Genomic DNA, 21,608 nt, shown 5'->3' with positions numbered 1-21,608 from the left:
TGACCTAAATCATCACTTCGCCCAATATCGAAATATTCTTTAAGTTTTTAGGGTCATATTTAATATTAATAATACTACCGACTTTATATTTATAGTGATCTTGCTTAGCAATAAGCACCTTTAGATTTTCAGTAATGACTTGGCCTTGTTCAGTTTGAAATTTCAATTTGACATAACATAAAGGGCGATATTGCACCTTAGCTAATGAGTCTTGAAAATATTCGACCTCGGCAGAAGTCATCTTTCCTCGTTTATAAATCAAAAATCTTTGAAACTGACTTTTAAGAAAAAATGTCCAAGCAATATAGATAAACAATAAGCTGAACCAGACTGTTCCAATAAAAGTTAAAAAATCAGAAAATTTCACTCACTCAAACCAGGATTATTCATTTAACACATTATTCTAAATGAACTGATAAGCCCAATCTAGTTTATATAATTGGTCTGAAACATAAGCAGATGAAGCTTTAAAATTAACGGATCATAAGTAAATTTGGGCAGGGTATATAACTTAGTTGTTGTATTTATGACTACATATGTAAACAAACCTTATGAGAAACGTTCTTAACCCCTAAAATTCTACAAAAGAAATTTTAAAGGTGTATAGGTTTGGATTTTTTAAATTTTTTCCGCGATATTCGGGGTGAGTTAAGTCAATATCCTTGGCTAGAAATGTTGGTTTCACTCACGATTTTAATTTTATTTGCTGCAATAGCAAATTTTATTGCCAAACGCATTATTGTTCGGGGCGTTCGTCATTTAGTCACAAAACTCAAATCACCAAATCAGTCTATTTTTGCTCAGCATAGCGTTATAAAGAAATTTGCAAATATTGTTCCTGCTGTTGTGATTATGAACGGTATTGCAACAGTGCCTCATCTATCTCCAAAGTTCATTGCTTTTGTAGAGATGGCAGCACAAGCATTCATTTTTCTTACACTCGCGCTTACGGTCAGCGAGCTGTTAAATATCTTTAATCTTATTTATCAGCGTAATCCAAAATCTAGAAACAAGCCGATTAAAGGTTACTTACAACTGGTTAAACTCATTTTATTTGTTGTGTGTGGCCTCATGATTTTGGGAACATTCCTTAAAAAGGATGTGTTCACTTTACTCGCTGGTTTTGGTGCAATGGCAGCGGTATTAATGCTGGTTTTCCAAAACACCATTTTGTCTTTGGTGGCGAGTGTACAAATTGCATCTTATGACATGGTGCGCATTGGCGACTGGATTGAAATGCCATCACTCAATGCAGATGGTGATGTAATTGATATTTCACTGCATACCGTGACTGTTCAAAACTTTGATAAAACCTATACCACCATTCCGACCAATAAGCTCGTGACCGATACATTTAAAAACTGGCGTGGTATGAGCAATTCGGGTTGCCGTCGAATGAAGCGTTCACTTTTTATCGATCAAAGTAGCGTTCATTTCATGAGTGATGAAGAGCAACAAAAGCTCAAAGACTTTTTATTGCTAGATCAATACTTAAATGCAAAGAATTCTGAAATTGAAGAATTCAATAAGCATTTAAGCAATCAATCTCGTTACAACAAGCGCCGTCTAACCAATATTGGTACATTTAGAGCTTATGTTGAATTTTACTTACGTCAGCACAAGGGCATTGCTCAAAATCAAACGATTATTGTTCGTCAGTTACAACCGACCAGCCAAGGTTTGCCACTAGAGATTTATGCATTTACCAACACAATTGCCTGGGTTTCTTATGAGGCAATTCAGTCAGATATTTTTGACCATTTAATTGCGATTCTTCCCGAGTTTGGTTTACGTGTTTACCAAGCACCTTCGGGTCATGATTTGCAAAGATTGACGGCAGAAATTCACCCAAGTTAATTTTTTAAGCTGTAAATAACAGCGCATAAACTATTTGGAAAAAGCTCCCAGACGGGGGCTTTTTTTAATTTTTCTTACTCTCAAATATTTATATTACTCATTATTTCAAAAAGATTAATTTTTAAGCTTTGACCGTTCTGACAGAGGAATTATCCTTTAATGATATTAACAAGTTCCATTTTGGAACTTAATGTGTAACTATCTTGAGAAAGAGAAAAATAATTTCTCTTAATTTAAATGACAGGCTATGAGATTTAACTAAAGAATAAGATTAGAGGTCTAGAAATGGAAAACGGATTAAAACTGGCATCGCCATTTGTATTGAAGAATACCCTTACGTTAAAGAATAGACTTATTAAATCAGCTTTAAGTGAAGGGCTGGCACATACAGATGGTCGACCAAGTAAAGAGCTGATTCAGCTATACCGAACTTGGTCGCAATCAGGAGCTGGGGTTTTGATCACGGGTAACGTGATGATTGACTCTAAAGCAATTGGTGAACCGGGCAATGTCATTATTGAAGACGAAAAAGATTTTGCCTTAATCAAAGAATGGGCAGAGGTTGCTAAATCGGGCGGTAGTGAAGTCTGGATGCAAATCAATCATCCGGGTAAACAAGCAATTCGAGGGTTAAATAAAGAAACTGTTTCACCGTCAGCTGTACCTTTCAGCCCCAAAATGGCAGCAGTTTTTGCTACACCCAGAGAGCTGACCCAAAACGAAATTGAAGATCTTATTCAACGCTATGCAAACACTGCTGAGATTGCCAAGAAAGCAGGTTTTAGCGGTGTTCAGTTACATGGTGCACATGGTTATTTAATTAGCCAGTTCCTTTCTCCGCACCATAACCGCCGTACAGATCAGTGGGGTGGGAGTGCCGAAAATCGACGTAGATTTGTTCTTGAGGTCTATAAAGCAATTCGAAATCGGGTTGGGCCTGACTATCCGGTAAGTATTAAATTGAACTCAGCCGACTTTCAAAGAGGCGGCTTTACCGAAGAAGAATCACTCGCAACCATTCAAGCACTAGATGAGGTCGGAATTGACTTGATCGAGATTTCTGGCGGAACCTATGAAAAACCGATCATGCAGTTGGGTACACCGAAAGAATCAACAATCTCCCGTGAAGCCTACTTTTTAGACTTTGCTAAAAAAGTTCGTGAGCTGAGTAAAGTGCCACTTATGGTGACAGGTGGCTTTAGAAGCTTACAAGGGATCGAAAGTGCTCTCTCGAATAACGATTTAGATTTTGTTGGTCTTGGGCGAATTTTTGCTATTGAACCGTTGGCATCAAAGCGTTTACTAAGTGGGCTTGAAACGATAAATCAAGTTAAACCTTTAACTACGGGCATCAAGTTTATTGATAACTTGGGGGCGTTGGAAATCACTTGGTATACACGTCAGATACATCGATTGGGGCGAGGACGCTTGCCAATTCCAAATGAAAATGGACTCAAATCTTTTATTTTGGATATTAAAGATAAAGGCTTGGGGATTTTCAAAACTCGTCGATTGCGAGCTTCTTAGTCACATGACGCTAGCTATAAATTACTTTTGAGGTAACCAATGCAAAATAATCAAATAAATAGTGCTCAATGGGATGTCATCGTTATCGGCGCTGGTCTAGGTGGTCTTAGTAGCGCAGCTTACTGTGCGGCGGCAGGTAAAAAAACTTTATTACTCGAAAGTTATAGTGTTTTAGGTGGATGTTCACATGTATTTCGCCGTAAACCTAATTGGGAATTTGATGTAGGCGTGCACTACGTAGGAGACTGCGGCGAAAATGGAGAAGTGCCCAATTTACTTCGAGGTCTGGGATTAGAAGATAAAATCACATGGTTACCACTTGATAATAAAGCTTTCGATATTATTGTCGGGCCTGATTTAGAAATAAAAATTCCACTAGGTTGGGATAACTATTTACATAATCTGATTGAACAGTTTCCTAATGAAGAGAAAGGATTAAGAAGGTTTGTGTCTGTTGTACAGAAAATTGGTGATGCATTAGATATTGGACGTAGTACCAGTTCGACTTCGGATATGTTGAAATTATTTAAAGACAGCGGAACGGCAGCTCCTTGGGTAATGGCCCCGTTACCAAGTTTATTTGCTGCATGTGGGCTTTCTCCAAAATTAAGTTTGGTATTGTCTGTCCAGTGTGGGGCTCTTGCAACGTCTTCTTTGGTTATGCCTGTAGCCTTATATGCAGGATTTCTTAAACACTATGTCGTACGTGGTGGATGGTATCCAAAAGGCGGGGGCCAAATGCTAGCGGCGGGTTTTGCCGAGGTAGTATTAACTCATGGCGGTGAAATTCGTACTGACACTAAAGTTGATCGGATCATTATTGAAAATGGACAGGCAGTAGGTGTTGAACTTGAGGGTGGGGAAATCATCCATTCTAAAGCTATCATTTCAAATGCGGATATTAAACGTACCTATCGTGATCTGGTTGGGCATGAAAATTTACCTCGTAGCATAGTCAAAAAAAATGAAAACTGGAAAATGTCATGGCCCTTAATCAACGCCTATTTTGGGGTTGAATTAGATTTATCTGAAACGACGAATTCAAATTATTTTGTAATTCCAAACTGGAAAGCGGCCAAGTCTTATCTAAGTTTAGCCAACATTAATAGTCGCATGTTAAGTAGAGCGCATAAACGCAACGCTTTTGACTGGGCAAATGATTTTGCTGAAAATCAACCCGCATATATTCAAAGTTCAACCCGAAGAGATCCGAGTAACGTACATAGTGCACCATCAGGCCATTCGGCAATAGAAGTTCAAACGTTGGCACCTTTTGCTCCAAAATTATGGGGAATTACTGAAGAGCAGATGTTAACTGGTGAATACCGTGAACACTCTAATTATCAGGAAATCAAAGAAATAGTGACCGATGGCTTATTACAAAGAGTTGAACAAGTTTATCCAGAAGCTAAGGCGAAGGTAAAATTAAGAGAATTAGGGACACCAGCAACCCAACAACGTTATACATTATCTTCGGGTGGTGCAGCGTATGGTTTAGAGTCTAGGATTACCCAATTTGGTCTATTTAGACCCGGTACGAAAACAGTAATTAAAGGTTTGTATCTAGCCGGGTGTAGTACAAAAACTGGAGCAGGTACAGTAGGCTCTATGTTAAGTGGTGTTTTTGCAGCCAGTGAAGTTGTGGGACGTGATTTACATGCTGAAGTCAGAGCGGGTAAAGTAATTGCTGACAAATCATTACTTAGTTCATGGCCAGTTGATTTCGATCCCTTAAAGGCAAGTATTAAAATGGGACGACAATCTAAAATTATTCATAAAGTTAATGTTGCGGATCGTTTAATTATCTAGATTAAGTATTTAGAAAATTTTTTAATACAATTCTATTAAATCAAGAAAAGTCCCAATTGATAGGGGCTTTTCTACTCATACTCTTCAATAAAGATTATCCAGCAAACCAAATATTCTGATGATCACACATGGGGCTCAAATGCTTAATACGTAAATTGTCTTGCTCAAAATTACCAATACCTCCAGCAATATCTAATATGCCCCCTAAGCCGATCTGCTGACCTTTATAATTTAAAGTGTTTTTTTCAGCATCCCACTGAGCGCTATGTTCTGGAAAGACAATGAGTATATCTTTCACATAAAGACATCCTTGCTTTAACTCTAAGTTTCCTTTTAAGCGTGCTGAACCAGAGAAACCATTGTACTGATAGGCTGGGAGTTTCACAGCATTTGTACTGTCGTTTGCTTCTTGCTGGTGGCATCCTGCAACAAGGGCAAATACAACCGTGTAAAGCAATTTATTATTAATACCCAATTTTGTTCCTATAGGGATTTGCATATATTTGATAGTAATTGTCTAAAGTTGCATATCAATCTTTAGATTGTTAAAGAAGATTTCATTCTATTACCGCTCGAACTTAAGATTTAAAGACTAAACTTTCTTATTCATGGGCTTATAAAACTTTGGATTATTATATTTTATTTATTTGTATATTGTTATCTTTTTCATGAGTGATTTGAGGCATGATATGTCGTGTCATTCGCCAAAATAATAATGCCAGAAGGCTAACACCTGCGCCGAGTGCACACACGCCAAGCCAACCAGCATAAGCATAAGTCGCTGTTGTGCTGATTGCACCCAATCCGCTACCTACCGCATAAAAGAGCATGTATAGACCAACAAGCCGACTATGCGTTTCAGGACGAGTACGAAAAATCATACTCTGGTTAGTCACATGCAGAGCTTGTCCTCCTAAGTCTAGTAATACGATGCCAATCACAAGTGCCCAGAGCGAGTAGGCCATGAGTGAAAGTGGACCCCATGCGAGCAGTAATATTAACAGTGCTGCCAAGCTTGTACGCTGAGCATATCCACGGTCGGCCCAGTAACCCGCACGTGCAGCAGCCAAAGCACCAATCACTCCAACGAGTCCAAAAGACCCAATTACAGTATGCGAGAAACTGTAAGGCGGCTCACTTAACGGTAGTACCAATGCACTCCAGAAAATATTAAATGCCGCGAACATGAGTAAAGCTAACACACCGCGCACTTGGAGTACTTTTTCTTGGCGCAGTAACTTGAGCATAGAAGCCAGAAGCTGCGGGTAGCGCATGGCACTGGGTTGAATATTTAAATGAGGCAGACGTTTCCAAAGGGGCAATGCAATCATGAGCATGATGAGGGCTGCACAGAAGTACACGCCGCGCCAACCCGCCACATCACTAATTCCCCCTGAAAATACGCGAGCAAGTAATAAACCAATGAACACACCACTTTGTGCAGTACCGACCACATGTCCTTGCTCATATGGGGTCGCAGCACTTGCAGCATAGGCAATAAGACCTTGTGTCATGGCTGTACCGAGTAAACCCACCGCAAGCATTCCTACCAAAAGAATAATCGTAGAATGAGCAAAGGCAACCACAAGCAATGCTGATATTAAGGCTAGTAGTTGCAGTGTCATTAACCGACGCCGATTTACCAAATCACCCAACGGCACTAAAAAGATTAAAGCTAGGGCACAACCTACTTGAGTTGCTGTCACCACACCACCAATGGAGGCATGACTAACGTTAAAGTCTCTCGCCAATATGTCGAGCAAGGGCTGCGCATAATAGACATTTGCTACGCTTGCACCACTAGCAATCGCAAATAGCAAAATTACGCCACGAGGCATGCTTGAAAGCGGTTTATCACTTTCAGTGGTTGAGGTTGAAGATGCAAGAGAAGCTTTCATTGTCCTAAATCCAGTTAATCTAGTTTTAAAATGCAACTAGTTGAATGTTAGATCGACTAGTTTTAAAATGCAACTAGATAACTTGTTGCTGATGATTGGTAAGGAAACTCAATGGCGAACTCTACATTGATAAAAAATGAACCTTGTCCTGTTGCGCGCTGCGTCAATCTCATAGGGGATCGCTGGTCACTGCTTATTGTGCGTGATGCTTTTGATGGAATGCGCCGTTTTGGAGATTTTCAGCGCAGCTTAGGCGTTGCACGTAATATTCTTTCTGACCGGCTGAAAAAGTTAGTGGATGCTGGTGTTCTTGAACTGCAAGATGCTTCAGATGGCACGGCTTATCAAGAATATGTATTGACCGCTAAAGGGGAGAGTTTGTTCCCAGTGATTGTGGCTTTACGACAATGGGGAGAGCACAACCTATTTGAAAATGGTGAGCGCCATTCTCTGTTAATTGATAAAAATACAGGTCAGCAAATTCCATTTATGGTACCAGTCGCGGTAGATGGAACAGTGCTGAGAGCTTCTAATACTGAAGTGCAAAAGGTGAAATAAAAGAAGAGAAAACAAAAATAACCTTTTTTAACTTAAATTTGCAGAGATTAGTTGATAACCTTGCGCGTCAAATTAAGGTGAGATTATGAGATTTATATTCCTCTTTATAAGCGCAATTTCAATGCAATGTTATGCAGCATCGGAAGCAATGGAACTTCATTACTGTGAAACTGTGAAAAAAGCAGCGAGTGGCGTGATGGATGCTAGACAACATGAAGTGCCCGCTAAAGAGTTACATGACATCGCCAATCATCTTGAAGAGCAACAAGCCAAACAACTTTATCAAGAGCTTATCAAATCTGCATATTCTTCAAAGCTATTTGAAGATCCTCTCATTAAGTCAAAAGCTGTCGAAAATTTTCAAACCACTTGGCATGAACAATGTTTGACAAAAGAATTAGCTAAAAATATGTGAGTGTTAGGGGGAGATGGCTAGCTTAGGTTGGAAGATAGAACTTTATTTCTTACTTACCTCTTCACTAACACTGGCTAAGCGCGGTAAAGAAGGAGAGAAGGTATTAGTTCGAGTTCTTAATATCATGCAAGGCCAACGTTACATTGAAATCTGTGAACGAAATCCTACCCAAGAGCAATTCTTTTATGGTTAGATCGCTAACCGCGTTTCACTATGAAGGTTTTGATTTCGCTGTGTATTCTAATTTCAGGATGCACAGCTCATGCGATATCTACAAAAGTGCATGTCACTGTTTGTGTGTGCAGTGTGTGAATTAAAGTCTTTAGGAGAACGCTTTTTTATAGATGTGTGAATAAGTTAAATTGGTTTAAATTTTCTTTAAATATATTTAATTTTGGCTTTAGTATCTATAAGTTAATATAACGAGCTTTATTGTTATTTTCGTAAAAATAAAAAATAAAAATTGTTTTTAAGTTAATGTTTTTTAAAATTATATATATTTTATATTTACATTAATAAGATTGGATACAGGTGCATGATTTATTATTAAATTTATATAATCTACTTTAAATAAGCTATTTACCCTTTGCGAAGAATATTCAACGAGCGGTATAAATATGGTTGATTGAAATAATGAATAAATAATCCCAACCTTGAATTTACAAGTAGGGATATAGATTGGAAATGTGAAAAAGCTACCCACAGGTAGAAATACTCATGAATTAAGTTAAAGGATATTGGTATGAAAGCTATTTTAACGAAGAAAATTATTAGGTGTATCGCAATTAGTGGTATTTTAAGCTTCAGTGCATTTGAGATTATGGCAGCGAATCAACAAACTATAAATGATGGGAAGAATCACTCTAAAATATTAAATGAAAACCATGAAAATTTGACTGATAATCAAATTTTCAAGATATTAAGTACAGCTAATAATGGTGAAATTAAGCAGGCAAAAACTGCATTGCCAAAACTAAAAATGGATGAAGCTAAGAAATATGCTGAAATGATGATTAAAGAACATTCAGCCAATGAAAAAAATGCACAAGCGTTGGCAAGTCGGTTACAGTTGATTTCGCAAACCAGTAATCTTAGTAAATCATTGCAAAATGATAGTGATAAAATTGTTAGTAAGCTTAATCAAATAACATCAGATACTGATAAAAATTATATGATGAGTCAAGTTAAAGTTCACCGTAAAGTTTTGACAATAATTGATAAACAGTTAATACCAAACACGAAAAGTTCTGAATTAAAAAATATGCTCATACAAACACGTGACGCCGTTGCGAAACACCTAAAAGCAGCTGAAGATATATTTAAAAAGATGAAATAATATACAATTATTATCTTTTAAAAATAAATTTAAAAAGCCTAGTATTAATTAACTAGGTTTTTTAAATTGTTATAAATAAAATCATAATTTCTTGTCGATCAGGGTAAAGCTGGAATGTTATCGGCAATGTTTATTCTAGCGAAATATAATGATTGTGAGATGAAGCATGATGTAATTATGAAGACTCTCTCGACAAGAATTTTTATAAATATGAAATACTTTTTATTAATTAATAACATCTCCTCACTTAATGTGGACACTTATAAAACACAAATAACGGAAACGTAAATTATACTAATAATTGTTCGGCATATTCCAAAAATCCTTTTTATGTTCTAGCTCTTTTAAAAGACACTAGATTTTAAAATATAGGGAGTAAGAAAATGGTAAATACAAAAAAATCAATTTCAGATGGTAATCATACTATTCAAAAAGAGCCATCTTCCAATAGTAATGTATTAAATAGCAAACCAATACAAGATACTTCATCCACGAATGATAATGCTCGTCCAGATTTAAACTCACCACCGACCAATAACAATCATGTACCTGATATGAATGAAGGGGGAGAAGATTTGGCAGCTGTAAGTGCAGGAACCTTGGGAGGAGCGGCTATAGGTGCTGCATTCGGTGTTGTTGGGGGTCCTCCAGGTGCTGTTGTTGGAGGGATTATTGGTGGTGTAGTAGGGGGAATAGCAGGTAATGATATAGCTCAAACAAATAATCAAAAAGATGATAGTAATTCTTGGCAAGAAGAAGATAATTATTGGCGAGAAAACTATAAAAAAATGCCATATTATACTGAAGACAAGAATCTAGAATATGATCGTGATTATCGGGCGGCTTATCGTTTAGGTTATGAAAATCGTGTAGATAATAATGCAGAAATTAATTTTTCCGAGGTTGAATCTAAATTGAAAACTAAATGGGAACAAGTTAAAGGCAGTTCACGTTTACAGTGGGAGGAAGCTAAATTTGCTGTAGAAGACGGATTGAAAAAAATTCATCCTTAAGTCATTTAATACTTAGAAAGTCTCCTCAATGGGGGAGACTTTGCGATAATATACTTTTAAGCCAATTTTTAATTTCAATATCAATAAAAACTTAATGATGGGTTTAATCATAAAATATTAATTATATTTTCATTATTCTTTTTTCTTTAGGCATTTAAGTATTTGAACAATTAAGCGGGTACTCTTCATTTTTCTGCCTTCTTCTTGATAGTACTATTCAAAAAGGACATAGAAGGAGATATGGATTTTTTCAGACTCAGGATTAGCCAGTTAAGATTGTAATTCTAATAATTTTTTAGCGGCCCACTGTTCACACTCACTCGCAGTATCTCGAATAGCTGTAAACGTTTGCCTAAATAACGGACAGTGATGCGCCACGCGTCTCCGCGCTTAACCGGCTTTTGCATAATAACACTCCAAATTTCATGGTACTGCAATGGAAATATAAAGCTTTTTTTAATGCGAATTTTGAATTGACCAATAGACAATAAAAAACCACCTAACTCTTTAGAATTAAGTGGTTTTTAAATTTTGGAGCGAGAAATGGTTATGTGTTTTAGCTTAAGCTTAGGAATACATGTATCTAATTTCTGATACATGTATTTATTCTTAGCCTAATTAATATTAAAAAGCTCTACTAATATTAATCGAGAAATTTGTTACATCTGGGGTGTAACTTTCTTTCATAACTGAACGATTTAAGCTGATGCTTAGGGCTGTTGCAGAATTGATATTATAGTTACCACCTATGCCAACTCTTAGAGTCTTTTGCTTGTTGCCCTGATTCTCGTTATTCACTTTAGTTTCGCCTCCATAAGAGTAAAAACTTGAAATCGCTAACCAAGATTTTGGATTAAGAATTTTACTCAAATGTGCCTCAACCCCAAAGAGTTCTTTTTGAGCCAAAGTGCCTGTATTCTTATACTCGTCGTTATTGGTAAAGAATTGTATATTGGTATTAATCGCTAGCAATGTATCCGAATTTAGATAATAGCCATAAGACAATTGCGGTTTAAAAGTCCACCGATTTTTACCCATATTCAGTAAGTCGTCACCATTGTAATCACCAGTTGGCGCTGTGACACTTAAAGAGCCTGTTAGGTATGGCTGGGGAGTCCAAGTCGTAAACTCCTTTTTAGTAAGAGCTGGAGCACCATAAATATTTGCAACAAAGATTGCTGCAATATCTCCAACACCACGAGCTGATGTTTTTAGATGAGTATTATCAACTCTTCCAGTAACTCTCCCGAAAGGGGCTACAAGCTGTAATCCTCCAACTTGACCATTTAAATCAAATGTTCTGGCATATCTAATAATTGGGAAATGTGCATCAATTGACAAACCATCTATTGGAAGAGCTGGATCAACTGAAACTTCAGAATTTGAATAGGTGTAATATCCAAAAAGAATATTAGTGTTAATGGGTACATTTTCCCAATCACGAGCACCATCCGCATATGCCAAATTCATCATAGGATAAGCAATCATTAGTAAATACTTTGGCTTTATCTGTATCCATCTTCTCATCTTATAATTCCCCCTTTATGGTGTAACGATATTGAACATCACGGGGAACGAATCGAGATTGCTAAATAAGTTTGTTACAGCACTTTCTTTTCCTTGAATTTTGATAGAACCATCTTGGATAGCAGTATTAAAAGTTTTTTGACCAAGAGTAATATTATTTAGAGTTTCTCGGCTCAGTGTGATTGTAGTATCTACATCTGATACTGGCTCTGGGACTTTTCGGTGTGTAAGTGCTCCCGTGCGAACTGTTACCAGATGATTTTCATGGGTGTCAGTAAATACCCAATTCATTCTTGCATCTTCAGCTTTGGCAGCTTTTGGTCCATTAAGCCGGATACCGAGATAATCAAAGAACATATCTACTGTCAGAGCTTTAATTGTATCTGCTGAAGCGGTACTTGATGTTGGTGAAGGTACCCCATTACGTAATTCTTGAGCACCCATTAACATTGCATTGCGCCATGTTCCTGCTTCTGCTTGATATCCCATTTGTTCCAGACTGTCTGCAAGCAGCACCTTACCTTCATTAGAATTAGGATTAGCAAAAACAACATGTTTCATTAAAGTGGCTACCCAGCGGTATTCACCTCGGTCAAATGCTTTTTTGGCCTGTTGAATTACAGCTTTTTCTCCTCCCATCATTTCTATATAACGGCGAGCTTCTTCAATAGGAGGTAAAGGATTTAAGTTAGCGGGGTTACCATCATAAAAACCCATATAACGCTGATAAACAGCACGAACATTATGGCTCATAGTCCCGTAGTAACCACGGTTATACCATTTCTTTGCAAGAGCAGGTGGGAGAGAGTTGAGTTGCTCAGAAATTTCAACAGGTGTGTAACCTAAATTAATCAGACGAAGAGTCTGGTCATTGATATATTGATACATATCTCTTTGATCAGATAAAAGGCTGATAATTTGTTGTTTACCCCAAGTTGGCCAATGATGCTGTGCAAATAACACATCTGTTTTATTCGCATATTGTTGGATGGTTTTGTCAAGGTATGTTGACCAAATTTTAGGATTACGAACCTCTGCGCCGCGTATAGTTAGAATATTATGCATGGTATGCGTTGCATTTTCTGCTGCTCCTAAAGCTTTGTATTTAGGAATGTACATATTCATTTCAGCAGGGGCTTCAGTACCTGGTGTCAACTGAAATTCAATATTCAATCCATCTATTACAACACTTTCAAATTCATTATTTTGAGCACCGATAATATCAGTTGGTGCAATTAAGCCGACGGTACCACGAGAAGTAGTTTTTCCTAACCCAGCTCCAACTTGACCTTTTTCATTCTTAGGTAAAAGAGCATCATACATATATTGAGCTCGTCGACTCATTGCAGTGCCAGCATAGACATTTTCTGATACAGCGTGTTCTAAAAAACCTTTGGGCGCGTAAATTTTAACTTTACCGGCTTTAACATCTGTCTCATTAACAATACCTTTAACGCCTCCGTAGTGGTCAACATGTGAGTGTGAATAAATTACGGCTTTTATAGGTTTTTTACTAATATTGTCATGATAAAGCTTTAAAGCAGCAGCAGCTGTTTCTGAAGAAATCAAAGGGTCGACAATAATTAATCCGCTTTGTCCTTCAATAATCGTCATGTTTGACAGATCAAGACCACGTACTTGATATATCCCATCACTTACTTTAAACAATCCAGCTATATTATTTAATTGTTCTTGGCGCCAAAGGCTCGGATTTACAGTCGGTGGGGCTTCTTTGTTATTAATAAATTCATAAGATTTTAAATCCCATACCACCTTACCAGCTTTATCAACAATTTTACCGTTGGGAAACGATGCAATGAGTCCTCGTGTGGCATCAATAAAATCTTGGTTATCTGAAAATTTAAGATCTTTTTTAAAATCTTCTTGATACTTCTTAGTAATTGGACTTGCATCTTTGGGAGAGTTAACTTCAGCCAATGCGTATTGGCTTATAAAAATCATACTTGCTAAACCGATTTTTGAAAATTTCATATTGATTGTTCCCTTGGTAAAATTTAAAAATAATGATGTATTAAAATATTACTGAGAATTTCTTTGCTCTCATGTCATCGCTTTTACTTTTAATAAGTTTTTTATTTATTTTTATGTGCTTATTAAAATAATTAGGAATGACAAGCTGATATTAGATTATTAAGTTAATTTTTAATTTGTAAATAAATTTTATAATGTAAATTTAGTTTTCTTTAAGAATAGAGAGTATCATACAAAATGTATGAGCTTAACTATTAAAGCTGAGATATTAAGCGATTTGATAAGTAAATATTTTAACAATTACAACATAAAAGAAAAAGCGCATCCCAATTTATGAAATGCACTTTTAATAAATCCCTATGTTATCCAGCAATCCAAATAGTCGTATGATCACATAAAGGGCTTAAATTTTTAATTCGCTGACTATCTCGCTCAAACCTACCAAAACCACCAGCTAAATCTAATTCTTCACCTAAAGCAATTTTCTTATCTTTATAAGTTAAAGTTTGATTTTTAGCATCCCATTCTGCATATCCTTCAGGGAAAATAATTAGAATATCATCTATATATAGACATTCTTGTTTTAGCTGTAACGGTCCCCTTAATCGTGCAGAGGCAAAAACGCCATTAGATTGATAACTAGGTATTTTCACATGGTTATTTCCGATCCTCGATTCTTGTGGCTGACAAGCGACCAAAAGTATATTAATAGCGGAACAAATCATTTTTTTATAAATATCCAAGTTCACACCTATATGTGAGTTAAATACACTTTGATATTAATTGAGGAGGATCATCCCCAAACAATTAATTTGTTAGGGAAGTGTACCTCCGTCTTAACTCTTCCGTCTCGACCACCCTTGCTATCTTTGAATATTAGATTTTTCAAGGATACTTTTAGCTATATTTAGGATCGTAAAGATGCTTACCATCTTGTCCTTTGTTGAAAGAATGCAGCCCGTTAAATTTGATTAAAGATAATTATAAGAAGAGGTGGAAGGAATCTGACTTTTTTAGCTAACTAATAGGCAATAAAAAACCACCTAATTCTTTAGAATTAAGTGGTTTTTAAATTTTGGAGCGGGAAACGAGACTCGAACTCGCGACCCCAACCTTGGCAAGGTTATGCTCTACCAACTGAGCTATTCCCGCAATGTGAGCACATTATAGAGTGTTTCATTAAAGTGTCAACACTCTTGTGATCTAATTGAACGTTTAATCAGCACGACGCCAAACTGTACCTTGACGTGTATCTTCAAGTACCACACCTTGGTCGAGTAGAGACTGGCGAATACCATCTGCTTTCGCAAAGTCTTTTGCTTTTTTCGCATCTACACGTTGTTGAATAAAATCTTCAATTTCAGCATCAGACAAAGCAAGCGCTTCTTGTCCAATATCTGATTTTAAGAAATCGTCTACATTGTGTTGTACCAAACCTAAAATGTTAGTGAGATGACGTAATGTCGAATAAAGCACAGTCGCTTGGTCAGCTTGCTCTTCTTTTACAGCACGGTTTAACTCTTTGTTCAGTTCAAACAATACAGCCATTGCTTCAGCAGTATTGAAGTCATCACACATTGCGTTGTTAAAACGTTCAATAAAGCTTTGATCAAGCGTTTCAGTTGTCGTTTGACCGTACACTTGTTGGTAAGCTTTAAATGAATGATAGAAGCGAGTTAAAGAAGTTTTTGCTTCTTTAAGTGCTACATCAGAGAAGTTCACAGGACTACGATAGTGTGAAGACACAATAAAGTAGCGGATCACTTCAGGGTGGAATTTCTCCATCACGTCACGAATCGTAAAGAAGTTACCTAAAGACTTAGACATCTTTTCACCATCAACGTTAATGAAGCCAACATGCATCCAATAGTTTACATATTGCTCGCCAGTCGAAGCTTCACTTTGCGCAATTTCATTTTCATGGTGCGGGAACATTAAATCTGAACCACCACCATGAATGTCAAAGTGATTGCCTAGGCAGCAAGTCGACATTGCAGAACATTCAATGTGCCAACCCGGACGGCCATTACCCCAAGGAGATGCCCAAGATGGTTCGTTTTCTTTTGCATGTTTCCAAAGTACAAAGTCAAAAGGATGTTTCTTTTCAACTTCTACATCAACACGCTCACTTGCGCCAGCTTGCATATCATCAAGCTTACGACCAGAGAGGCGACCATATTTTTCAAATTTGGTGACTTCAAAATAAACATCGCCGTTTGAAGCAGGGTACGCAGCGCCTTTATTCACCAGATTGCCAATCATATTTTGCATCTGGTCGATATATTCCGTTGCTTTAGGTGCTTCATCAGGAGCTAAACAGCCTAGGTTCGCTGCATCTTCATTCATTGCATCGATGAAACGAGTAGTGAGTTGTTGGATTGTTTCACCATTCTCATTCGCACGTTTGATGATTTTGTCGTCAATGTCGGTAATGTTGCGAATGTAGCGAACATTCCAGCCCTGACTACGCAAGAAACGAATAATGTAGTCAAATGCAACCATAACTCGAGCATGCCCGATATGACAGTAGTCGTAAACGGTCATACCGCAGACGTACATATCGATGTGACCTTCTTTGCGAGGTACAAATTCAACTTTTTTTCGTTGCTCAGAGTTATATAAAACAAACGGTTGCATAAGGGTTTTCAAACACTCAACAAAAACAGTGTTACATCATAACTGATGCATCATTTTTCACAAAGGTTTATGCAAGAATTTTATAAGCTTGTGAAATCTTATACATTTAAAAACGTGTAGATGATTGAGTTATGTTAGAATGCCCCCAAATCTTTTGATTAAAATCACCGATCTTCACAAGAGATCAGATCAATTATTTTGAGTCAAACTCGTATGCCCAATCCTACAGATTTCCAAAGCAGCGCATTAGCAACATTGCGTATTGAGCAACAAGCCTTAGACGTGTTAGCAACACAAATTGGTGACAGTTTTAACCGAGCTTGTGAAATATTGTTACAGTGTAAAGGTCGTGTTGTGATCACTGGCATGGGTAAGTCAGGGCATATTGGCCGTAAAATGGCTGCAACTTTCGCCTCAACTGGTACTCCATCTTTCTTTATGCATCCAGGCGAAGCTGGACATGGCGATTTGGGTATGCTGGTTCGTGGTGATGTTTTAATTGCGATTTCCAACTCTGGAAAAAGTGATGAAATCATGATGTTGATGCCACTCATCAAACATCTTGGCGTTCCTCTTATTACCATTAGCCGTGATGATAAAGGCCCAATGCCGCAAAATGCTGACATCGCTTTAACTTTAGGCGAATCTGACGAGGCATGTCCATTAGGTTTAGCACCTACGTCGAGTACTACAGCAACTTTAGTATTGGGTGATGCACTGGCTGTTGCTTTACTTGAAGCGCGTGGTTTTACTGCAGATGATTTTGCTCGTTCGCATCCAGCAGGTGCGTTGGGTAAACGCTTACTTTTACATGTAAAACATCTGATGCATACAGGCGATGAACTGCCAAAAGTTTCACCAGATACACCAATGAATCAAGTACTTTATGAAATTTCTAATAAACGTTTAGGCTTGACGACAATTGTAGATGAACAAGAACATTTACTTGGTATTTTCACCGATGGTGACTTGCGCCGTTTAATTGATAAACAGCAAGGTTTCGATGTGAATTTGCCTGTTTCAGAAGTGATGACAAAAAAACCATCAACGATTTCTCAAGAAGCACGTGCGGTAGAAGCTCTACAACAGCTTAACCTGAAAAAAATTAGTCAGTTTGTGGTGGTAGATGACCAAAACAAAGTGATTGGCGTAATTAGTATGCATGACCTTATTCAGGCAGGGGTAAATTAATCAATGGCATCTTATGCATTGTTAGAACAAGCACGTCATTTACAGGCATTGGTTCTGGATGTTGATGGTATTTTGAGTGATGGCTTCGTAACCTTAACCAATAGTGGCGATGAAATTAAATCATTCGATATTCGTGATGGTTTAGGAATGAAGCTTGCACAGCAAGCCGGCATGAAAGTCATCATTATTACAGGCAGAAAAAGTAATATTGTTGAAAAACGTATGTCTGATTTAGGTGTAGATCTGGTCTTTCAAGGGCGTGAAGACAAAGGCTCAACACTTCGTGAAGCATGTGCGCAGTTTAATATTTTGCCGTCTGATTGCTTATATATGGGCGATGATTGGCCTGATTTATCTGCTTTTGCAATCGCAGGTATGAGTGTTACTGTGCCAAATGGTCACGAAGAAGTGCGTCGCCGTGCGCATTTGGTTACGCAATCGATGGGTGGGCGTGGTGCTGTACGTGAAGTCTGTGATATGTTGCTGATCGCAAAAGGCATTTACCAAGAACTTCTTGAAAAATATCTTGCAGTACCGCATTAATAATAAGATTACTTAAAAAGGTAGGCTATTCCTGCTCATGGATACCAGAGTTTTATCAATTGTTGCTGTAGTGGTTGCTGCTATAAGTGGTGGTTACTACTACTATAGTGGCAAGGCAAAAAAACTAGACATTGGTTCTGCGAAGAATATGACATATTCAGCGCAGGGCGTCCATTTGACTCAAACTGATGATCAAGGCAATTTGTATATTCGTGCTGAAGTTCGTCAGCTTGAACAGGATATGCAACAAAAAACATCAAAGTTGGATCAACTTAATGCCTCGATGTATAAAGATGGCAAAGTTGATGCGACGTTCTTTGCAAAACAGGCAAATGGCTACGATGATAACCGTAAAGTTATTTTATCGGGTGATGTGGTCGCAACTAAACTGGCACCACAAGGGAAGATTGAATTCCAAACTGATGAGTTAACTGGATATCCAAAAACCAGAGAAATTGAAACAGATCACCAAGTGGTTGTTCAATCTCCGCAAGCCGAGTTTGTCAGCAAAGGGTTAAAAGCTAATTTGAATAATGGTCAGTACGAATTTTTTAATATTCGAGGAAAGTATGCACCAAAGTCTTAATTTAAAACGTTCTTCAGCTTTCCTAAAACAAGCTGCGGTAATTACATTCGTTGCTTTATCATCTGCTTCGACTTTTGCGTTACCGTCTGACCGTAATCAACAAATTTCGTTAGTGGCAGACCGTGCAACTTATAATGAGAAAACGGGTTTAACGACTTATACGGGTAACGTCGTGATTGAGCAAGGTACGATGAAGCTTCAAGCCGACTCAATTGTTGCTACGCTAAACTCTAAACGTGAAATTCAAACGATTACTGCCAAAGGTAGACCGTCTAAATTCCAACAGCAAATCAGTGCTGACAAGGGCGTTGCACGAGGCGAGGGTCAAACCATTGTTTATAATGCAGATACAGGCATTATTACTTTGACTGGTGGTGCATATCTATATCAAGATGGTTCAAGCATCCGTGGTAACTCATTGAAATATAGTATGAACAAAGGCGATGTTGAAGCTCAAGGTTCATCATCAAACCGCGTTCAAATTATTATTCCGCCATCAACTTCAAAAAGTTTCCCAGGAGCGCGTGACTAATGCAACAAGCTCTTCAACCCCAAACTTTGTGTATTAAGCACTTAGCAAAAAACTATAGTAAACGTTGGGTCGTCAAAGACGTATCTTTTAGTATGCAAAGTGGACAGATTGTTGGTTTGCTTGGCCCTAACGGCGCAGGAAAAACAACAAGCTTCTATATGGTTGTTGGGCTAGTGCGTATGGACAAAGGTGAAATTCACCTTGATGATCTTGATATGTCCGATTTGGCAATGCATGAACGGGCACGTAAAGGAATCGGATATCTTCCGCAAGAAGCTTCTATCTTTAGAAAGCTGACCATTGCTGAAAATATTATGTCTATTTTAGAAACACGCAAAGATTTAAATAAACAACAGCGCCAACAACGTCTTACTGAATTGTTGAATGACTTTAAAATCAGTCATATTAAAGATTCATTGGGAATGAGTGTGTCTGGTGGTGAGCGTCGCCGTGCTGAAATTGCACGTGCATTGGCTGCTGATCCTAAGTTTATGTTACTTGATGAACCGTTTGCCGGTGTCGATCCAATTTCGGTGGGTGATATTAAAGATATTATCCAGACCTTAAAAGATCGTGGTATTGGTGTGCTTATCACAGACCATAACGTACGTGAAACTTTGGCGATCTGTGAACGTGCATATATTGTGAGCGAAGGTGCGGTAATTGCCGAAGGCACTCCACAAGAAATTCTGGATAACGAACAGGTACGTAAAGTCTACTTAGGTGACGATTTTACAGTTTAAATAAAAAAGTTAATCTATTTGGCTAAAAAGAGGTCAATGCTTCTTTTTAGCTTTTTTATATTTAATTATTAAAAAACAATAAATTACACGGTTCACTTGATGAAAAAATAATGTGTGAATTATTCCTGCATTTATGCTTCTTTATGCAAAAAAATATGTAGAATGTAAAAGCTTTTAAACGATAACAAACAAGATCAACAAGACAAGCATGATTGGATATAACCAGAGAAGAGTAAAAAGGACATGTAAAAAGCCAGCTTTCCTGAAAGGGTTGATGCTTTTAACTTCACTGCATGTACCTATGGTGATATATGCCGCTAAACCAAGTGAGCAATATCACACATTAAAAGACAACTTATCACAACTTTTTGCCCCTAAAAGTAGTGATGAATTTAAAGTCGCTAAGATGCAAGAGTTGAGTAATTTTAGGCTAGATCGTTCAAGAGTGCAGGAGTTTCCGACTGTTCAACTCAATGATAGAGCAGCTTCATCTTATTCAAATTTGCCATCAAGGAAAATGACTCTGCAGGAAGCGGTGAAAATCGCCATCCAGCGTAACCCTGATATTTCCCAAGCCATTTCAACTTTAGCTGGCCAAAATGCTGGTATTGATGTTGCAAAGGCAGGTTATTATCCTCAAATTTCAGGTGGTATTACCACAGGGGACTTGAGTAGTGGCGAGCGTGGTCGGCAGTTATTGACTTTAAACGCAACTCAAATGCTTTATGATTTTGGTAAAGTCAAATCAGGTGTATCGGTTGAGAAGGCCAAACTCCAAGTCGAACAGGCGAATGTGTTGGTCAGCATTGACGATATTGCACTTGATGTGGCTCAGTCGATTATCAACATTCAGCGCTATCTCCAATTAAATAAAATTGCCGAGCAGCAAATTGCGGGTATTCAGCGAATTCAGGAAATCGCTAATTTACGTGCAAACGCTGGTATTAGCAGTCAGGCTGACCCGATCCAAGCCCAGTCTTATTTACAAGCTGCACAGTCCGGCTTGATTGCACAGCAATCTTTATTACGTCAGTACCAACAACATTTAAGAACATTGTTGGGTGGTGATGTTTCACGTACAGGTTGGATTATTTCAGATGATTTGGTGAAAGTATCTGATTTATATGGCGAGCCTGAGTTTAATACCATTCCAAAAATGATCGCGGCACAAGCGGGCATTGAAGTGGCTAAAGCTCAAAAGGAACAGACCCGTTTAACACGTTATCCAACTTTGGCAGTGAAAGGCTCGGTGAGTCAGGCCATTAATGGAAAAAACCCAAACAATGATGAAGACGACGGTTTATATAGTTCCATCATGCTTGAAGCCACCAGTCAGTTTTATCAAGGTGGGGCAGTTTCTTCCCAAGTAAAAATGGCGAGTTATGCAGAAGAAGCCGCTAAATCTAAAGTGAATTCTGTGTATCTGGATGTGCTCGATCAGATC

The 21,608-nt window shown here is 37.8% G+C and carries 20 protein-coding genes, 1 tRNA gene and 2 pseudogenes; 14 read left to right on the top strand and 9 right to left on the bottom strand.

The features are described from left to right. Positions 1-4: 4 nt before the first annotated feature. The gene (locus tag B806_RS0112240) at positions 5-367 is read right to left on the bottom strand and encodes a DUF3592 domain-containing protein (protein ID WP_017386671.1); all 363 of its coding nucleotides are present in this window, start codon (positions 365-367) and stop codon (positions 5-7) included. Between the two features lie 242 nt (positions 368-609). Here B806_RS0112240 and B806_RS0112235 point away from each other — a divergent pair, with 242 nt between their 5' ends. From B806_RS0112235 to B806_RS0112225, 3 genes are all read left to right on the top strand, one after another. Then, entirely contained in the window at positions 610-1,857 is a 1,248-nt protein-coding gene (locus B806_RS0112235; RefSeq protein ID WP_005070199.1) for a mechanosensitive ion channel domain-containing protein, read from the top strand. Between the two features lie 285 nt (positions 1,858-2,142). Then, positions 2,143-3,384, top strand: coding sequence for an NADH:flavin oxidoreductase/NADH oxidase family protein (locus tag B806_RS0112230; RefSeq protein ID WP_017386670.1), 1,242 nt, complete (start codon positions 2,143-2,145; stop codon positions 3,382-3,384). A gap of 39 nt (positions 3,385-3,423) precedes the next feature. Beyond that, positions 3,424-5,193, top strand: a complete 1,770-nt coding sequence (locus B806_RS0112225) for an NAD(P)/FAD-dependent oxidoreductase (protein WP_017386669.1) — start codon at positions 3,424-3,426, stop codon at positions 5,191-5,193. Positions 5,194-5,287: 94 nt separating this feature from the next. Here the strand turns inward: B806_RS0112225 and B806_RS0112220 are convergent, their stop codons facing one another. Together B806_RS0112220 and B806_RS0112215 are read right to left on the bottom strand one after the other, a co-directional pair. Then, positions 5,288-5,692 carry a hypothetical protein gene (locus B806_RS0112220; protein WP_025466011.1) on the bottom strand — a complete coding sequence of 135 codons (405 nt, stop codon included), beginning with the start codon at positions 5,690-5,692 and terminating at the stop codon, positions 5,288-5,290. Positions 5,693-5,825: 133 nt separating this feature from the next. Next, a complete protein-coding gene (locus tag B806_RS0112215) occupies positions 5,826-7,091 on the bottom strand; it encodes an MFS transporter (RefSeq protein ID WP_017403095.1) in 1,266 nt (421 codons plus the stop codon). A 111-nt stretch (positions 7,092-7,202) separates the two neighbouring features. Between B806_RS0112215 and B806_RS0112210 the strand changes: the two genes are divergently transcribed. The 5 genes and pseudogenes from B806_RS0112210 to B806_RS0112190 all read left to right on the top strand — a co-directional run bounded on the left by B806_RS0112210 (position 7,203) and on the right by B806_RS0112190 (position 10,413). Further along, a complete protein-coding gene (locus B806_RS0112210) occupies positions 7,203-7,649 on the top strand; it encodes a helix-turn-helix domain-containing protein (protein ID WP_017386666.1) in 447 nt (148 codons plus the stop codon). 85 nt (positions 7,650-7,734) lie between these two features. Further along, a complete protein-coding gene (locus B806_RS0112205) occupies positions 7,735-8,064 on the top strand; it encodes a hypothetical protein (protein ID WP_017386665.1) in 330 nt (109 codons plus the stop codon). Positions 8,065-8,134: 70 nt separating this feature from the next. After that, positions 8,135-8,257: pseudogene (locus tag B806_RS0112200) on the top strand (putative peptidoglycan-binding domain-containing protein); the annotation flags it as partial. Between the two features lie 549 nt (positions 8,258-8,806). After that, a complete protein-coding gene (locus tag B806_RS0112195; RefSeq protein WP_017403094.1) occupies positions 8,807-9,400 on the top strand; it encodes a DUF4142 domain-containing protein in 594 nt (197 codons plus the stop codon). A 383-nt stretch (positions 9,401-9,783) separates the two neighbouring features. Continuing rightward, complete coding sequence (locus B806_RS0112190) at positions 9,784-10,413, top strand: hypothetical protein (protein ID WP_017403093.1); 630 nt, start codon at positions 9,784-9,786, stop codon at positions 10,411-10,413. Between the two features lie 141 nt (positions 10,414-10,554). On the opposite strand, the pseudogene B806_RS20225 reads toward B806_RS0112190, so the two are convergent. From B806_RS20225 to cysS, 6 genes and pseudogenes are all read right to left on the bottom strand, one after another. Continuing rightward, positions 10,555-10,820 (bottom strand): annotated as a pseudogene (locus B806_RS20225) (site-specific integrase); the annotation flags it as partial. A 217-nt stretch (positions 10,821-11,037) separates the two neighbouring features. After that, positions 11,038-11,940, bottom strand: a complete 903-nt coding sequence (locus tag B806_RS0112185; RefSeq protein WP_228128251.1) for a transporter — start codon at positions 11,938-11,940, stop codon at positions 11,038-11,040. Positions 11,941-11,955: 15 nt separating this feature from the next. Continuing rightward, positions 11,956-13,932 (bottom strand): alkyl sulfatase dimerization domain-containing protein, encoded by a 1,977-nt coding sequence (locus tag B806_RS0112180; protein WP_017403092.1) that lies wholly within the window; start codon positions 13,930-13,932, stop codon positions 11,956-11,958. A gap of 362 nt (positions 13,933-14,294) precedes the next feature. Further along, positions 14,295-14,657, bottom strand: coding sequence for a hypothetical protein (locus B806_RS0112175; RefSeq protein ID WP_017386659.1), 363 nt, complete (start codon positions 14,655-14,657; stop codon positions 14,295-14,297). Positions 14,658-15,008: 351 nt separating this feature from the next. Beyond that, a tRNA-Gly gene (locus B806_RS0112170) sits at positions 15,009-15,084 on the bottom strand. Positions 15,085-15,147: 63 nt separating this feature from the next. Continuing rightward, entirely contained in the window at positions 15,148-16,569 is a 1,422-nt protein-coding gene (cysS, locus tag B806_RS0112165) for a cysteine--tRNA ligase (protein WP_005076856.1), read from the bottom strand. 213 nt (positions 16,570-16,782) lie between these two features. On the opposite strand from cysS, the gene B806_RS0112160 reads away from it, so the two are divergent. From B806_RS0112160 to B806_RS0112135, 6 genes are all read left to right on the top strand, one after another. Next, positions 16,783-17,760, top strand: a complete 978-nt coding sequence (locus B806_RS0112160; RefSeq protein WP_002122342.1) for a KpsF/GutQ family sugar-phosphate isomerase — start codon at positions 16,783-16,785, stop codon at positions 17,758-17,760. A 3-nt stretch (positions 17,761-17,763) separates the two neighbouring features. Further along, positions 17,764-18,303 (top strand): HAD-IIIA family hydrolase, encoded by a 540-nt coding sequence (locus B806_RS0112155; protein WP_017403091.1) that lies wholly within the window; start codon positions 17,764-17,766, stop codon positions 18,301-18,303. 37 nt (positions 18,304-18,340) lie between these two features. Further along, positions 18,341-18,889, top strand: coding sequence for an LPS export ABC transporter periplasmic protein LptC (lptC, locus tag B806_RS0112150; protein WP_005070181.1), 549 nt, complete (start codon positions 18,341-18,343; stop codon positions 18,887-18,889). Further along, positions 18,873-19,421 (top strand): lipopolysaccharide transport periplasmic protein LptA, encoded by a 549-nt coding sequence (gene lptA, locus B806_RS0112145; protein WP_002122334.1) that lies wholly within the window; start codon positions 18,873-18,875, stop codon positions 19,419-19,421. The genes lptC and lptA overlap by 17 nt, the downstream gene beginning before the upstream one ends. Next, entirely contained in the window at positions 19,421-20,164 is a 744-nt protein-coding gene (gene lptB, locus B806_RS0112140) for an LPS export ABC transporter ATP-binding protein (RefSeq protein ID WP_002122331.1), read from the top strand. The genes lptA and lptB overlap by 1 nt, the downstream gene beginning before the upstream one ends. 274 nt (positions 20,165-20,438) lie before the next feature. Then, on the top strand, positions 20,439-21,608 hold a 1,170-nt coding region (locus B806_RS0112135; RefSeq protein ID WP_017403090.1), incomplete at its 3' end, for a TolC family protein.

The organism is Acinetobacter sp. TG2027 (assembly GCF_000302435.1).
In the GTDB taxonomy this organism is placed as follows: domain Bacteria; phylum Pseudomonadota; class Gammaproteobacteria; order Pseudomonadales; family Moraxellaceae; genus Acinetobacter; species Acinetobacter pittii.
The sequence above is the reverse complement of the archived record's forward strand: the minus strand, read 5'-3'. Positions and strand labels throughout refer to the sequence as shown.